The sequence below is a fragment of the Pseudomonas sp. COR18 genome, assembly GCF_048568395.1.
Lineage (GTDB): Bacteria > Pseudomonadota > Gammaproteobacteria > Pseudomonadales > Pseudomonadaceae > Aquipseudomonas > Aquipseudomonas fuscovaginae_B.
This window is the reverse complement of the sequence record NZ_CP183808.1, coordinates 3168555-3184148: the sequence shown is the minus strand read 5'-3', so window position 1 is coordinate 3184148 and position 15594 is coordinate 3168555. Positions and strand designations below refer to the sequence as shown.

The window sequence follows — 15594 nt, the reverse complement described above, 5'->3', positions numbered from 1 at the left end:
AAACCGGTTCAGCCTTCACTGCGCAGTACCAGCTCCACCATCAGGTCGTCGGCCAGGGCTTCCAGGCTCGCCTGCAGGCCCTCCAGGGACAGGGTCAACGGCACCGCCAGAATCGCTTCGGCGTGAAACAGCGGCTCACTGCTCATCGGCGCCGGGCGGACATCGGTCACCAACCGTTCGAGATTGACGCCCTGCTCGCTGAGCAGGCGGGTGATATCACGGACGATGCCGGGGCGGTCGTTGCCCACCAGTTCCATGGCGATGGGTTTCCAGGTGCAGGACTGCTCGATGCCGCTTTCGGCGATCAGCACGCGGATACCCTGGCTGGAGAGTGCCTGCAGGGCTTCGATCAGTTCATCGTGGGCTTCGGCCGGCACGCCGATGCGCAGGATCCCGGCGAACTGCCCGGCCAGTCGCGACAGGCGGCTTTCCAGCCAGTTGCCGCCGTGGGCGGCGATGCATTGGGCGATCCGTTCGACCTGGCCGGCCTTGTCCGGGGCGAATACAGTCAGTACGAGATGGTCCACGGGGCAGCCCTCTGGCGGTTCATCGATCCAGTATAGGCAATGAGCCAGGCGATGACCGGGCTGGCGCTTTCACATTCAGGAAGCGCTCCACCGTGCATATCCAATCGCAGACAACAAATTGTGTACCATTTTCAGATTTTTATGGAACAACCCATGCATTTCTTGAGAACATCTAGACCTGCTGCGTGACCAGACAGAACCGATTGGTCGCAGAACGACGTATTTAGTCTGATTTTCACAACCGCAATGCATCATGTAGTATGCCCCAGCGCGCACTACATAACCTTGGATGGATGTTCGCCCGAGTGCCTGTGAAATCACGGAAAGCCCCACCGGCCAAGGTTGGCGGGGCCAGCCCAGCCGTCCGCGAGGGCATGTTCTGGTACTGTGTTTAGAGAAGCACGCAAGGCTTTAAATAGAAGAGCTGAATAGCTGAGCAGAGTGAGGCAAGCAATGACTGAACACGTTCAAGTCGGTGGCCTTCGGGTCGCCAGAGTCCTGTTCGACTTCGTGAACAACGAAGCCATTCCCGGCACCGGTCTGACTGCGGACCAGTTCTGGGCCGGTGCCGACAAGGTCATCCACGACCTGGCACCGAAGAACAAAGCCCTACTCGCCAAACGCGATGATTTCCAGGCCCGCATCGACGCCTGGCACCAGTCGAGAGCCGGCCAGGCCCACGACGCCGTGGCTTACAAAGCCTTCCTGCAAGACATTGGCTACCTGCTGCCAGAAGCGGCGGATTTCCAGGCCACCACCCAGAATGTCGACGACGAGATCGCCCGTACCGCCGGCCCGCAGCTGGTCGTCCCGGTGATGAACGCCCGTTTCGCCCTCAACGCCTCGAACGCCCGCTGGGGTTCGCTGTATGACGCCCTCTACGGCACCGACGCCATCAGCGAAGCCGGTGGCGCGGAAAAGGGCAAGGGCTACAACAAGGTCCGCGGCGACAAGGTCATCGCCTTCGCCCGCGCCTTCCTCGATGAAGCCGCCCCCTGGCCGCAGGTTCCCATGTCGATGCCACCGGCTACAGCATCGTCGCCGGCAAGCTGGTGGTCGCCCTCAAGGGCGGCAGCAACAGCGGCCTGCGCAACGATGCCCAGTTGATCGGCTTCCAGGGCGCTGCCGAGAAGCCGAGCGCAATCCTGCTGAAGAACAACGGCCTGCACTTCGAAATCCAGATCGACGCCACCAGCCCCATCGGCCAGACCGACGCCGCCGGCGTGAAGGACGTGCTGATGGAGGCCGCGCTGACCACCATCATGGACTGCGAAGACTCGGTTGCCGCCGTCGATGCCGATGACAAGGTGGTGATCTACCGCAACTGGCTCGGCCTGATGAAGGGCGACCTGGCGGAAGAAGTCGCCAAGGGCGGCACCACCTTCACCCGTACCATGAACGCCGATCGCCGCTACACCGCGGTCGACGGCAGCGAACTGAGCCTGCACGGCCGCTCGCTGCTGTTCGTGCGCAACGTCGGTCACCTGATGACCATCGACGCGATCCTCGACAGCCAGGGCAACGAAGTGCCCGAAGGCATCCTCGACGGCCTGGTCACCAGCCTCGCGGCGATCCACAACCTCAACGGCAACACCGTGCGCCGCAACAGCCGCACCGGCTCGATCTACATCGTCAAGCCGAAAATGCACGGCCCCGAGGAAGTGGCGTTCACCAACGAGCTGTTCGGGCGCATCGAGGAAGTGCTGAATCTGCCGCGCAACACCCTCAAGGTCGGCATCATGGACGAGGAGCGCCGCACCACGGTCAACCTCAAGGCCTGCATCAAGGCCGCCAGCGAGCGCGTGGTGTTCATCAACACCGGCTTCCTCGACCGTACCGGCGACGAAATCCACACCTCCATGGAAGCCGGCGCGATGGTGCGCAAGGCTGCCATGAAGGCCGAGAAGTGGATCGGCGCCTACGAGAACTGGAACGTCGACATCGGCCTGAGCACCGGTCTGCAAGGCCGCGCGCAGATCGGCAAGGGCATGTGGGCCATGCCCGACCTGATGGCGGCGATGCTCGAACAGAAGATCGCCCACCCACTGGCCGGTGCCAACACCGCCTGGGTTCCGTCGCCGACCGCGGCCGCGCTGCATGCGCTGCACTACCACAAGGTCGACGTGTTCGCCCGCCAGGCCGAACTGGCCAAACGCGCGCGCGCGTCGGTGGACGACATCCTGAGCATCCCGCTGGCGAGCGACACCCACTGGTCGGCCGAGGAGATCCGCAACGAGCTGGACAACAACGCCCAGGGCATCCTCGGCTACGTGGTGCGCTGGATCGACCAGGGCGTCGGCTGCTCGAAAGTGCCGGACATCAACGACGTCGGGCTGATGGAAGACCGCGCAACCCTGCGCATCTCCAGCCAGCACATCGCCAACTGGCTACGCCACGGCATCGTCAGCGAAGCCCAGGTGCTGGAAAGCCTCAAGCGCATGGCACCGGTGGTTGACCGGCAGAACGCCGGCGACGCACTGTACCGTCCGCTGGCACCGGACTTCGACAGCAACATCGCCTTCCAGGCGGCAGTCGAGCTGGTGATCGAAGGGACCAAGCAACCGAACGGCTACACCGAGCCGGTGCTGCACCGCCGCCGCCGCGAGTTCAAGGCCCGCAACGGCCTGTAATCACGCGCTAGCGCAACGAAAAAGCCCTGGCCGGAACGGTCAGGGCTTTTTCATTTCCGGGCTCGCCAGCCTACCCCGGTCACCGGCCCATTCGCGGGCGGCCCCAGTGCCGATCAGGCCACCATGCCCAGCTCGCGCCGGGCCAGCTTCAGCAGATGGTCGGCATTGATCGGCTTGAGCAGGAAATCCACCACGCTCAGGTGCATGGCATCGATGGCATCGCGCACCTGGGCATTGCCGGACACGATGATGATCGGCAGCGCCGCGCGCTCCGAGCTGCGCACCTTGCGGATCAGGTCCAGGCCATCATCGGCCATGCGCAGGTCGGTGATCATCAGGCCGATGGAACGGTTGCCCTGCAGCAAGTCGAACGCCGCGCTGCCACTGGCGGCGGTCAGGCAATTGATCCCATTGATGGCAAAAATCTCCGACAACAGCTCGCGGGCGTCCTGGTCGTCATCGACGATCAGCACACGTTGCGCTGGCAACTGGGGAGCATGCATCACCTCAAGTAACGCCTCACGCTCGTCATCGCTCAAAATATCGTGGTCGGTCATACGCTTCTCTGGCTTCCCTTGGCCATCCAAATACCCTGGCACTGTGCTCAGACATCGCTCTACGGCTGCTCAATGTGCACTTCGTCGGAAAGTTTTCCAAGAGGTTCAGCATCAAGAACGTGACGAGTTAACTGTAGGTTATTTCCCAAACTGACGGGGCCACCCTGGTGCTGGCCCTGCGGAGATCAGGAATATTTCCTTCGGACCCTAGACTTACGTCCAATGGGCACCCGCCAACAAGCGTCCGACCATGGGTGAACACAGCGACAGCTCGCGACAGAAACCGATAACAACAACGGACAACAGCGATAGCGGTTATGAGCAAAGCGGATGCCTTCACCCAGGCAGGGAAGACCGCGGTGTTGCAAAACATCCACGGCACCATGCAGTTCCTGCAACGTTTCCCCCCCTTCAACCAGATGGAACACGCCCACCTGGCCTACCTGGTCGAGCAGTGCCAGCTGCGCTTCTACAGCCAGGGCGAGAGCATCATCAAACCCGCCGACGGCCCGGTGGAGCACTTCTATATCGTCAAGCAGGGGCGCATCGTCGGCGAACGCCCGCACACGGCCAAGGGTGGCACCCAGACCGTCTTCGAAATCGCAACCGGCGAATGCTTCCCCCTCGCCGCGCTGCTGGGCGAACGCGCGACCCGCACCGAGCACCTGGCGGGCGAAGACACCTTCTGCCTGCAACTGAACAAGCCGGCGTTCATCAAGCTGTTCTCGCTCTCCGACTGTTTCCGCAACTTCGCCCTGCGCTGCGTCAGCAGCCTGCTCGACCAGGTCAACCAGCAGGTGCAGCAGAAGGCCGTGGAAACCCTCGGCACCCAGTACTCGCTCAATAGCCGGCTGGGCGAGTTGGCCATGCGCCATCCGGTCACCTGCGGCCCGCTCACGCCATTGCGCGAAGCGGTCAGCCTGATGCACGAGCAGCAGGTCGGCAGCATCGTGGTGGTCGATGAGAACAAGACTCCGCTGGGTATCTTCACCCTGCGCGACCTGCGCCAGGTGGTCGCCGATGGCGTCAGCGACTTCAACCAGGTCATCGAGCGGCACATGACCCAGGCCCCCTTCGCCCTGAGCCCGGAGCACAGCGCCTTCGACGCGGCGATCGCCATGACCCAGCGGCATATCGCCCATGTCTGCCTGGTGAAGGACCAGCGGCTGTGCGGCGTGGTGTCCGAGCGCGACCTGTTTTCCCTGCAACGGGTCGACCTGGTGCACCTGGCCCGTACCATCCGCACGGCCGCCCGGGTGGAAAACCTGGTGGCGATACGCGGCGAGATCGGCCAACTGGTCGAACGCATGCTCGCCCACGGCGCCTCCTCGACCCAGATCACCCACATCATCACCCTGCTCAACGACCACACGGTGTGCCGGGTGATCGAACTGACCCTGGCCGAGCGCGGCGACCCGGGCGTACCGTTCAGTTGGCTGTGCTTCGGCAGCGAGGGCCGCCGCGAACAGACCCTGCACACCGACCAGGACAACGGCATCCTCTTCGAGGCCCGCGACGCCGCGCATGCCGCCGAGATCCGCGGCAAGCTGCTGCCGCTGGCCCAGCAGATCAACCAGAGCCTGGCGCTGTGCGGCTTCAGCCTGTGCAAGGGCAACATCATGGCCGGCAACCCCGAGCTGTGCCTTTCCCGCGCCGAATGGGCCCGGCGCTTCGCCGCCTTCATTCGCGAGGCCACCCCGGAAAACCTGCTGGGTTCGAGCATCTACTTCGACCTGCGGGTGGTCTGGGGCGCAGAGCAGGCCTGCCAGCAACTGCGCCAGGGCATTCTGGCCCAGGTCGCCGACAATCGCCTGTTCCAGCGCATGATGGCCGAGAACGCCTTGCGCAACCGCCCACCGGTGGGGCGTTTCCGCGAGTTCGTGCTCAGCCGCAAGGGCAACGACAAGGCCACCCTCGACCTGAAGATCCAGGGCCTGACGCCTTTCGTCGACGGCGCCCGCCTGCTGGCGCTGGCCAACGGCATCGAGGCCAACAATACCCTGGAACGCCTGCAACAGCTGGTGGCCCGCGAAGTGATCGACCCGCTCGACGGTGCCGCCTATGAAGAGGCCTATCACTTCATCCAGCAGACACGCATGCAGCAGCATCAATTGCAGACCCGCAGCAACCTGCCCTACTCCAACCGGGTCGATCCGGAGAGCCTCAATCACCTGGACCGGCGCATCCTGCGCGAATCGCTGCGCCAGGCCCAGCGCCTGCAAGCCAGCCTGACCCTGCGGTATCAGCTATGAGCCTGTTCTCCTGGTTCAGGGCCAACGCGCCACAGCTCGATGCCGGGCAACAGGAGCGCCTGCAACGGCTCTCGGCAGCGGCACCGCTGGGCGAATGCTCGCTGCGTGAACAACGCTGGGTCGTGGTCGACCTGGAAACCACCGGGCTCAACCTGAACCGCGACCAGGTAATCTCGATTGGCGCGGTGGCGATCGAGGATGGCGCCATCGACCTGGGCCAGTCGTTCGAACGGACCTTGCAACGCACCGAGCGGACCGTCAGCCCCAGTGTGCTGATCCACGGCTTGGGACCCAGCGCACTGGCGGCCGGCAGCGACCCGGTCGAGGCACTGCTGGATTTCATGGCGTTCGTGGGTGACAGTCCGCTGCTGGCGTTCCATGCCCCCTTCGACCAGCACATGCTTTGCCGCGCACTGAAGGAAAGCCTGGGCTATCGCCTGCAGCACCCGTTTCTCGATATCGCCGACCTGGCCCCGCTGCTGTGCCCCCAGGCGCATTTTCGGGAGGCCGGGCTGGACGACTGGATCGGCCACTTCCAGTTGCAGGTCGAGGAGCGCCACCACGCCAGCGCCGATGCCCTGGCCACCGCCGAGCTGGCGCTGATCCTGTTCAGCCGGGCACGGCGGCAGCAACTGGACAGTCCGCTGGCCCTGCAACAGCGGCTGGGCCAGTGGAAGCGACGGCAGCAGGTACCGTCCTTCTGACGCGACGCGGCGTATTCTTCTTCTCACGCCGTGCATTAATCCTGCGAGCGACGGTGGCACTGTGGGAGCCGGCTCCATCGGCGAAGAGGCCGGCTCTGACGACCACACCCGCATGATGGCAATCCGACCAGCAGCCATTGCACCTTTCCCGGCACCCTGACACAATCGCGAATAATTCTCGTTAATTTAAACTTCCTGTCGGTAATCCCGTGTCGTCAGTCCGAAGCCCGCACCATGAGCTTGTTGGCGCCTTGTATCGCGACCATCGCAGCTGGCTGCTGGCATGGCTGCGGCGCAACATTGCCTGCCCGCAACGCGCCGAGGACCTGAGCCAGGACACTTTCGTGCGCCTGCTCGGACGGGACGAACTCAGGGCTCCCCGCGAACCCAAGGCGTTCCTGGTGGCGATTGCCAAGGGCCTGCTGTTCGACCATTTCCGCCGGGCGGCCCTGGAACAGGCCTACCTCAACGAACTGATGCTGCTGCCGGAGCACGAACAGCCGTCCCTGGAAGAACAGCAGTCGATCCTCGAGGACCTCAAGGCCATCGACCAGATGCTCGGCAAGCTGTCGAGCAAGGCCCGCGCAGCCTTCCTCTACAACCGCCTCGACGGCCTGGGCCACGCCGAAATTGCAGAAAAACTCGGCGTCTCGGTGCCCCGCGTACGCCAGTACCTGGCCCAGGGCATTCGTCAGTGCTACATCGCACTGTATGGCGAGCCGACATGAACCCGTTCAGTCACAAACCGGTATCGGCCCGCGTCCTCGATGCCGCCATTGCCTGGCAACTGTGCCTGGAGGGCAGCGGCCACAGTGCCGTGGAACAGGCCGAGTTCGAGAAATGGCACGCGGCCGACGAGGAACACGCCCGGGCCTGGAGCCAGTTGGGCATGCTCGACCAGCGTTTCAGCGGCACCAGCGCGCCGGCCCGCAGCGCCCTGCTGAAATCCCGTGACGGTGCGCACCGGCGGATGCGCAAGCTCGGCAGCGGCCTGGCAAGCGTGGCGCTGGCCTGCGGCCTGGCCCTGCTGCTGGGCAACCGCTTCCTGCCGATCGACTACTGGCTGGCCGACCAGCGCACCGCCACCGGCGAGCAGCGTACCCTGCACCTGGCCGATGGCACTGTCATCCAGCTCAACACCCACAGTGCGCTGGATGTGCGTTTCGACGAGAAGACCCGCCGGGTCGTGTTGCGTGACGGCGAAATCCTCATCGAGACCGGCCATGGCGATGCCCGTCCGTTTATCGTCGAGACCGGCGACGGGCGCATGCGCGCTCTGGGCACGCGCTTCCTGGTCAAGCGCGAAGACCGGGGCACGCGCCTGAGCGTCCTGCAATCGGCAGTGGCCGCCCGTCCCGAGTCGCAGCCTGACGAGCAGATCCTCCGTGAAGGCCAGCAGGTGCTGATGCAGCACGACCGCCTGGGCCCGCTGCAAACCCTGGCCCCCGGCGCCGACGCCTGGACCCGCGGCATGCTGGTGGTGGACAACGTGCGCCTGGCGGACATGCTCGACGAACTGGGCCGCTACCGCCGCGGCCACCTCGGCGTCGACCCGAAAGTCGCCGACCTGCGGATCACCGGCAGCTTCCCGCTGCACGACACCGACCTGGCGCTGACCGCGCTGCTGCCGACCCTGCCGGTGCAGATCGAGCGACACACGCAGTGGTGGGTGACGGTGCAGGCCAAGGCCGATACCAAGCCCTGAATGCAGACACCTGATCGTTCCCATCCGGGAACGATCATCCCCCTCACCGGCCACGGAATGCCCCGCACCTGTCCCCACGGGAGGACAGTGTTCATCCTGAGTGCCGACGTGAATCTAAATTATTTTCAATCAGCCCTATCACTTTTCGAATCTCGTCCGGCCCATAGGCAGTGAGAAACATTTCCATTCAGGAATCCGCCCATGTCCCGCACGCTCGATACCCTGCTCCGCCCCAGTCTCCTGGCCGCCGCCATCGCTCTCGGCACGCCGCTGCTCAGCCCGATGCTGATCGCCGCCGAACAGGCCTCCAGCGTGCGCGCCTACAACCTGCCGGCCGGCCCATTGGGCGCCGTGCTGAGCCAGATCGCCAGCCAGGCGGGCGTGGTGTTGAGCCTTGACCCGGCCCTGGCCGCCGGCAAGACCTCGGCACCGGTCCAGGGCCAGTTCGACACACTCGGCGCCCTGCATGCCGCATTGAACGGCACCGGCCTGCAACTGGTGCAGAGCGGTGCCGGGACCTATACCCTGGTCCCTGTCACCACTGGCGCGCTGGCCCTGCCGGAAACCAATATCACCGGCCAGGGCACTGGAGAAAGCGCCTGGGGCCCGGTCGAAGGCTACGTGGCCACCCGCACCGCAGCCGGCACCAAGACCGACACCGCGCTGGTCGAGGCGCCACGCTCGATCTCCGTGGCGACCCGCGAGCAGATGAAACAGCGCAACGTGCAGAACCTCGACGACGCCGTACGCTACATGCCGGGCATCGTCGCCAGCAGCTTCGGCAGCGACAGCCGCGCCGACTGGCTGCTGGTGCGCGGTTTCGAACCGACCCAGTTCCTCGATGGTCTGCCCCTGCCCAAGGGCGTGTATGCCAACCCGAAGATGGAAACCTGGAACCTCGATCGCGTCGCCCTGCTGCGCGGCCCGGCCTCCTCGGTCTACGGCCAGACCCCGCCAGGCGGCCTGATCGACATGGTCAGCCGTCGCCCCAGCGCCGAAGCCAGCCATGAAATCGAAGTGCAGTACGGCACCGATAACCATCGCCAGATCAACTTCGCCAGCACCGGCAAGATCGATGACGACGGCCAGTTCCTCTATAACCTCAGCGGCGTGGTGCGCGACGGCGGTACCCAGATCGAAAAGATCGACGACAAGCGCTACAACATCGCCCCCAGCCTGACCTGGAACATCGATCCCGACACCCGGCTGACCCTGCTGTCGCAGTTCACCCGCGACGATACCGGGATGACCAGCCAGTTCCGGCCGATCCAGGGCACCAAGATCAAGATGCCATTTGGCAACATCTCCCGCGACAAGAACCTCGGCGACCCGAACTGGGAATACTACGACCGCACGTACTACTCGCTGGGCTACGCCTTCGAGCACCGCTTCAACGACACCTGGCAGTTCCGCCAGAACCTGCGTTATACCAAGTCCGAGCTGCACTTCCAGGCCATCACACCCACTTCCTATCCCTATGGGCTGGTGGATGACCAGGGCAACCTGTCTTCGCGCACCACCACCAGCACCGACGAGAACATCGGCCAGATCGCCGTCGACAACAACCTGCAGGGCAATTTCAACACCGGCGACATCGCCCACACCCTGCTGCTCGGCCTGGACCACCAGCGCAGCGATACCACCTACACCTCGATCTTCGGCAGCGCGCCCGGTATCAACGTGAACAACCCGACCTACGGGTTGGCGATCACCCGTCCGGCACGTTCCACCGCCTACTACGACTACAACCAGAAAACCAACCAGACCGGCCTGTACATCCAGGACCAGATGGCCCTGGACCAATGGCGCCTGACCCTCGGCGGTCGTGAGGACTGGGTCCACAGCGGCACCACCTACTTCAACAAGAACGACGTCACCAACACCCAGCGTGACAAGGCGTTCACCGGCAACGCGGCAATCAGCTACGTGTTCGACTCGGGCGTGGTGCCCTACCTGTCGTACGCCGAGTCGTTCCAACCGGCCAGCAACGCCAGCGCTTCGCCCACCGAAACCTTCAAGCCGACCGAAGGCAGGCAATGGGAACTGGGCGTGAAATACCAGCCGCCAGGCAGCAACACCCTGCTCACCGCCGCGGTCTACGACCTGACCCAGAAAAACGTCCAGGTCACCGACATGGTCGGGAATGTCTCGGTCACCAGCCAGACCGGCGAAGTGAAGGTCAAGGGTCTGGAACTGGAAGCGACCTCCGACGTGACCGAGAACCTCAAGCTGATCGCCAGCTACACCCTGTCCAAGTCCGAAGTACAGAAAGGCCTCTACAAGGGCAACCGCCTGCAACGGATGCCCGAGCAGCAGGCCTCGCTGTGGACCGACTACACCTGGCACAGCGGCCTGCTCGACGGCTTCGGCATTGGCGCCGGCGCCCGCTACACCGGCAACACCTATGGCGACCAGGCCAACACCTGGCTGGGCAAGGCCGACGCCTACACGGTGTTCGACGCCTCGGTCCATTACGACCTGGGCCGCGTGGACAACGCCCTCAAGGGCGCCACCGTGGCGGTCAAGGCCACCAACCTGTTCGACAAGGAATACCTGTCCACCTGCGACAGCTACTACTGCTACTACGGCGACCAGCGCAGTGTGGTCGCCAGCGTGAATTACAAGTGGTAAACCGCCAGGCGTTGAAACAAGGGTCACGGGCAACCGTGACCCTTTCGCATTTGGGAAAGCCATGAAAAGCCAAACCATCCGCCGCTGGTCCTTCATCCACACCTGGACCAGCCTGATCTGCACCCTGTTCCTGCTGATGCTGGCACTGACCGGGCTGCCGCTGGTCTTCCACCATGAAATCGATCATCTGCTGGGCAACGAACCCGAGCTGCGGCAGATGCCCGCCGACACTCCACGGCTGAACCTGGAGCAACTGGTCCAGGCCGCCCAGGCCCATCGCCCTGGCGAAGCCATGCAGTACCTGGCCTGGGACGACGATGACCCGAACGGGGTGATCGCGATCATGGCCGCCACCGCCGGCACCGAACCCAACTCGTCCCATTCCTTCCTGCTCGACGCCCGCACCGGCGAGGCGCTGGAAACACCGGCGGCGAACGGCGGGCTGACGCTGTTCCTGCTGCGCCTGCACGTCGACATGTTCGCCGGCCTGCCCGGCAAGCTGCTGCTGGCGTTCATGGGCGTGCTGTTCGTACTGGCACTGATCTCCGGCACGGTGCTGTACCTGCCGTTCATGCGCCGCCTGAAGTTCGCCAGCGTGCGCCTGGACAAGTCCACGCGCCTGCGCTGGCTCGACCTGCACAACCTGATCGGCATCGTCACGCTGACCTGGTGCCTGGTGGTCGGCATCACCGGTGTGATCAGCGCCTGCGCCGACCTGATCATCGATGCCTGGCGCAACGAAAGCCTCGCCGCCATGGTCGAGCCCTACCGCAACGCCCCGCCACTGACCCTCCGCGCACCGGCCAGCGAGCTGCTGAAGATCGCCGAACAGACCGCGCCCGGCATGCAACCGGACTTCATCGCCTTCCCCGGCACACGCTTCTCCAGCGAACACCACTACGCGGTGTTCATGAAGGGCGCCAGCCACCTGACCTCGCACCTGCTGACGCCAGTGCTGATCGACGCCAGCAACCTGCAGGTCACCGCAGTGGCCGAAAGGCCCTGGTACATGGACGCGATGGGCATGTCGCAGCCGCTGCACTTCGGCGACTACGGCGGCCTGCCGATGAAGATCCTCTGGGCCCTGCTCGACGTGCTGACCATCATCGTGCTCGGCAGCGGCCTGTACCTGTGGTGGGTCCGCCGCCACGCCAGGGCCACCGTGACGACGGAGACCAGCCGATGAAACCGCGAGTGTCGAGTTTCTGGAAGGTCTTCGCCATCCCGCTGCTGATCGCCGTGCTCACGGCCGCCGGCCTGTTCACCGCCCTGCTCGGCGACGGCCTGTGGGACACGCTGAGCTGGCTGGGCCTGGGCGTGCCAACCCTCATCGGCATCCAGGCTCTGCTGCGACGCCGCTGACCGCCGAGTCATACGACAACATCAGAAGCGCCCACGGGTCAAAAACCCCAAGAGGCGCTTTTTTATTGAAATCCCAATTGACATCCACTCTCGACACTCCTTATAAAGGCACAAGTCATACGACGACATACAACGAAACAAATTCGCTCCAATAAAAATAATTCAAAGAGTGTCAACGCAAATGATCGGACTCATTGCTTCCTCGGCAGGCCCCTGCGCCTTGCACACCCGGCCCATTCGCCGCCCTCCTGATGCCCCTCGTGAACCGGCTTGCCGTTCGAACGCGGGGCGCTGCGCACTCCCTCGACTCCAAAAACAACAAGGGTGAAGTGATGAAAATCAAAGGCATCCGCTGGTGGATGATCGGCCTGGTCACCTGTGGCCTGATGGTCAACTACCTGGCTCGCAACACGCTGTCGGTGGCCGCACCGACGCTGATGAGCGAGATGAGCGTTTCCACCGAGCAGTACTCGCATATCGTCGTCGCCTGGCAGATCGGCTATGCGCTGATGCAGCCGATCGCCGGCTACATCGTCGACGCCATCGGTACCAAGCTGGGCTTCGCGATTTTCGCTATCGCCTGGTCCCTGGCCTGCGCGGCGGCGGCCCTGGCCAGCGGCTGGCAGGGCCTGGCGTTCGTGCGCGGCCTGCTCGGCGTTACCGAGGCCGCCGGCCTGCCGGCGGCGGTCAAGACCACCACCGAGTGGTTCCCGGCCAAGGAGCGCTCCGTCGCCATCGGCTGGTTCAACATCGGCTCGTCCTTCGGTGCACTGCTGGCACCGCCGCTGGTGGTCTGGGCGATCCTGCAAAGCGGCTGGCAACTGGCGTTCATCATCGTTGGCGCCCTGGGCATCGTCTGGAGCCTGACCTGGCTGTGGCTGTACAAGCACCCGCGGGACCAGAAGCGCCTGAGCGACACCGAGCGCGACTACATCCTCAGTGGCCAGGAAGAGCACTTCAAGGACGCCACCCCGAAAAAGGGCAGTTGGAAGAAAGTCGTCATCAGCCGCAACTTCTTCGCCATCGCCAGCGCGCGTTTTCTCTCCGAACCGGCCTGGCAGACCTTCAACGCCTGGATTCCGCTGTACCTGATGACCGAACGGCACATGAACATCAAGGAAATCGCGATGTTCGCCTGGTTGCCGTTCCTCGCTGCCGACCTCGGCTGTATCCTCGGCGGCTACCTGAGCCCGTTCTTCCACAAGCACCTGAAGGTCAGCCTGTTCACCTCGCGCAAGATGGTGATGTTCCTCGGCTGCAGCTGCATGATCGGCCCGGCCTGCATCGGCCTGGTGGAGAGCCCCTACACCGCCATCGCCCTGCTCTGTGTCGGCGGCTTTGCCCATCAGACCCTGTCGGGCGCGTTGTACGCGATCACCTCCGACTCCTTCGGCAAGAACGAAGTGGCCACCGCCACCGGGGTCGGCGGCATGTTCGGCTACTTCGGCGCGGCCCTGTTCACCATGCTGCTGGGCATCATGGTCACCAAGGTCGGCTACAGCCCACTGTTCGTGGTGCTGGCGATCTTCGACATCGTCGCCGCGCTGCTGGTGTGGAACGTGGCCCGGCCGCTCAAGCCGGCGCCGAATGAACCGACGCTGAGCGGCACTCCCGCCACGGCGTAGCCCTCATGTGAGGCTCAAGGGCCTGTTCGCGGCGGTTCGGGGCGCCGAACCGCCGCGAAGCTCTTGGCCATTTCAAGGGCGCCTTCGCGGATAAGCCGTGCCAGCTCCATCCCCCACTGCTGGTCCTCGCGCAACCCCAGTGACCTACTCATGGGCCACCTCGCCGGCGACCGGCAGGTCATCGCCCCCCTTCGCCAAACCAACCCCGTACCAGTCCAGCTTGCGGGTCAGCACCATGAACACGCCGAGCAGGCCGAACAGCAGCAGCGAGCCCATCAGCAATGCATAGTCCTCGGCGCTCAACAATCCGTACAGCAGGCCGTAGAGCGCGGCCAGCGCCAGCGCAAAACCCAGCCCATGCCCCAGGCTGCGCAACACGTGGCAGGCATAGAAACCGATCAGACCGACACAGGCCCCCGCCGACACCAGATACGCCAGGCCGAACCCCAGGTGCTCCGACAACGACAGCAACAGCAGGTAGAACAGTGCCAGCGCCACGCCCACCAGGGCGTACTGGATCGGGTGCACCGCCAAACGCTTGAGCACTTCGAACAGGAAGAAACCGGCGAACGTCAGGGCGATAAACAGCAATGCATATTTGATCGCCCGATCGGACTTCAGGTACTGATCCACCGGATCGATCAGGCTCACCCCGAAACTGCGGGACTTGAAAGCCTCGCAATCGTTGGTGTCCACACAATTGCCCATCGTTTCATGCAGGTTGGTGGAGAAGAACGAGGTCTGCCAGTTGGCCGTGAAGCCCTGTTCGCCCACTTCACGCTGGGTCGGCAGGTAGTTGCCGATGAAGCTCGGGTGCGGCCAGTCGGCGGCCAGGTGCACGTTGCTGGTCTTGCCCACCGGAATCACCTGCAACTGGCCGGTGCCCTGCAGCGCCAGGTCGAACTCGAAGTCCAGGCGCTGCTGCAGCCGACCGTCGACCCGCGGCAGGTTCACATGCACACCATCGCCCAGCCAGCTCACCTGGGTTCCCGGCATGAACTCCAGTTGCCGGTCGCCCAACTGCAGCGTCAGGGCGTTCTCGATACCCCGGATATCGCTGATACCGACCGCGAGATAGGGCTCGTCGAAGCGGTAATCGGCGAAACCCTCGTCGATGCCCAACTGTGGCGGCACGACGAAGGTGCCGCTGATATGGTTATTGGCGTGAAACAGCCGCGCCTCATAGATCCCGCGCGCACGGCGCTCGGTCTGGACCTTGCCATCGAGGGCGAAACGCTCCGGCAGCAGGTACAGCCGCCCGCTGACTTCCTTGCTCTCCTGGGTACGCTTGCCCTTGGCGTCGGTCTTCCACTCGCGCACCGTCTGGCGATAGGGCACCACCAGCACCGGACCGCTGATCAACTGGCTGTTGCTGGAACTGCGGGCGATATCTTCCAGGACACCGTCACGCAGGTACTGCCGCTCGCTGATCAAGCCGTCGATCATCATCAACGGGATCAGCAACAACAGCATCAGCAGGGCAATCGCCCCGAATTTTATTGCCAGACTGCGGTTCATGGGTCTCTCTCCCTGATTGGAATGGGAGAGAGTCTGGAGCCTCCTTATGGGGCGTTGATGGAGCCCATGTGGAGACTGTGTGG

General features: G+C 64.1%; 12 protein-coding genes and 1 pseudogene. 9 read left to right on the top strand and 4 right to left on the bottom strand.

The window, feature by feature from the left end; translation table 11 throughout:
• Window positions 1-8: 8 nt before the first annotated feature.
• Window positions 9-527, bottom strand: coding sequence for a glycine cleavage system protein R (locus ACM62G_RS14625; RefSeq protein ID WP_054058343.1), 519 nt, complete (start codon window positions 525-527; stop codon window positions 9-11).
• A 453-nt stretch (window positions 528-980) separates the two neighbouring features.
• On the opposite strand from ACM62G_RS14625, the pseudogene ACM62G_RS14620 reads away from it, so the two are divergent.
• Window positions 981-3157 (top strand): annotated as a pseudogene (locus ACM62G_RS14620) (malate synthase G).
• A 113-nt stretch (window positions 3158-3270) separates the two neighbouring features.
• Here ACM62G_RS14620 and ACM62G_RS14615 read toward each other — a convergent pair.
• A complete protein-coding gene (locus ACM62G_RS14615; protein WP_419737378.1) occupies window positions 3271-3714 on the bottom strand; it encodes a response regulator in 444 nt (147 codons plus the stop codon).
• Window positions 3715-4031: 317 nt separating this feature from the next.
• On the opposite strand from ACM62G_RS14615, the gene ACM62G_RS14610 reads away from it, so the two are divergent.
• The 8 genes from ACM62G_RS14610 to ACM62G_RS14575 all read left to right on the top strand — a co-directional run bounded on the left by ACM62G_RS14610 (window position 4032) and on the right by ACM62G_RS14575 (window position 13993).
• A complete protein-coding gene (locus ACM62G_RS14610; RefSeq protein ID WP_419737377.1) occupies window positions 4032-5966 on the top strand; it encodes a putative nucleotidyltransferase substrate binding domain-containing protein in 1935 nt (644 codons plus the stop codon).
• Window positions 5963-6670, top strand: coding sequence for a PolC-type DNA polymerase III (locus tag ACM62G_RS14605; RefSeq protein WP_419737376.1), 708 nt, complete (start codon window positions 5963-5965; stop codon window positions 6668-6670). Before ACM62G_RS14610 ends, ACM62G_RS14605 begins: the two co-directional genes overlap by 4 nt.
• Before the next feature lie 209 nt (window positions 6671-6879).
• Window positions 6880-7398 (top strand): RNA polymerase sigma factor, encoded by a 519-nt coding sequence (locus ACM62G_RS14600; RefSeq protein WP_419737375.1) that lies wholly within the window; start codon window positions 6880-6882, stop codon window positions 7396-7398.
• Window positions 7395-8375 carry a FecR domain-containing protein gene (locus ACM62G_RS14595; RefSeq protein WP_273825843.1) on the top strand — a complete coding sequence of 327 codons (981 nt, stop codon included), beginning with the start codon at window positions 7395-7397 and terminating at the stop codon, window positions 8373-8375. The genes ACM62G_RS14600 and ACM62G_RS14595 overlap by 4 nt, the downstream gene beginning before the upstream one ends.
• Before the next feature lie 201 nt (window positions 8376-8576).
• On the top strand, window positions 8577-11006 hold the full coding sequence (locus ACM62G_RS14590; RefSeq protein ID WP_419737374.1) for a TonB-dependent siderophore receptor: 2430 nt from the start codon (window positions 8577-8579) through the stop codon (window positions 11004-11006).
• A gap of 61 nt (window positions 11007-11067) precedes the next feature.
• Window positions 11068-12192 carry a PepSY-associated TM helix domain-containing protein gene (locus ACM62G_RS14585; protein WP_419737373.1) on the top strand — a complete coding sequence of 375 codons (1125 nt, stop codon included), beginning with the start codon at window positions 11068-11070 and terminating at the stop codon, window positions 12190-12192.
• The gene (locus tag ACM62G_RS14580) at window positions 12189-12368 is read left to right on the top strand and encodes a hypothetical protein (RefSeq protein WP_054064632.1); all 180 of its coding nucleotides are present in this window, start codon (window positions 12189-12191) and stop codon (window positions 12366-12368) included. Before ACM62G_RS14585 ends, ACM62G_RS14580 begins: the two co-directional genes overlap by 4 nt.
• 332 nt (window positions 12369-12700) lie before the next feature.
• Window positions 12701-13993, top strand: coding sequence for an MFS transporter (locus tag ACM62G_RS14575; protein WP_273825840.1), 1293 nt, complete (start codon window positions 12701-12703; stop codon window positions 13991-13993).
• A gap of 14 nt (window positions 13994-14007) precedes the next feature.
• Here the strand turns inward: ACM62G_RS14575 and ACM62G_RS14570 are convergent, their stop codons facing one another.
• Together ACM62G_RS14570 and creD are read right to left on the bottom strand one after the other, a co-directional pair.
• On the bottom strand, window positions 14008-14145 hold the full coding sequence (locus ACM62G_RS14570; RefSeq protein WP_273825839.1) for a hypothetical protein: 138 nt from the start codon (window positions 14143-14145) through the stop codon (window positions 14008-14010).
• Window positions 14138-15511, bottom strand: coding sequence for a cell envelope integrity protein CreD (gene creD / locus ACM62G_RS14565; RefSeq protein ID WP_419737372.1), 1374 nt, complete (start codon window positions 15509-15511; stop codon window positions 14138-14140). The genes ACM62G_RS14570 and creD overlap by 8 nt, the downstream gene beginning before the upstream one ends.
• Window positions 15512-15594: the final 83 nt, after the last annotated feature.

Coding starts and splice junctions, on each gene's coding strand:
- ACM62G_RS14615 (WP_419737378.1), bottom strand. CDS start 3,714: ATGACCGACCACGATATTTTGAGCGATGACGAGCGTGAGGCGTTACTT.
- ACM62G_RS14610 (WP_419737377.1), top strand. CDS start 4,032: ATGAGCAAAGCGGATGCCTTCACCCAGGCAGGGAAGACCGCGGTGTTG.
- ACM62G_RS14605 (WP_419737376.1), top strand. CDS start 5,963: ATGAGCCTGTTCTCCTGGTTCAGGGCCAACGCGCCACAGCTCGATGCC.
- ACM62G_RS14595 (WP_273825843.1), top strand. CDS start 7,395: ATGAACCCGTTCAGTCACAAACCGGTATCGGCCCGCGTCCTCGATGCC.
- ACM62G_RS14590 (WP_419737374.1), top strand. CDS start 8,577: ATGTCCCGCACGCTCGATACCCTGCTCCGCCCCAGTCTCCTGGCCGCC.
- ACM62G_RS14585 (WP_419737373.1), top strand. CDS start 11,068: ATGAAAAGCCAAACCATCCGCCGCTGGTCCTTCATCCACACCTGGACC.
- ACM62G_RS14580 (WP_054064632.1), top strand. CDS start 12,189: ATGAAACCGCGAGTGTCGAGTTTCTGGAAGGTCTTCGCCATCCCGCTG.
- ACM62G_RS14575 (WP_273825840.1), top strand. CDS start 12,701: ATGAAAATCAAAGGCATCCGCTGGTGGATGATCGGCCTGGTCACCTGT.
- ACM62G_RS14570 (WP_273825839.1), bottom strand. CDS start 14,145: ATGAGTAGGTCACTGGGGTTGCGCGAGGACCAGCAGTGGGGGATGGAG.
- creD (WP_419737372.1), bottom strand. CDS start 15,511: ATGAACCGCAGTCTGGCAATAAAATTCGGGGCGATTGCCCTGCTGATG.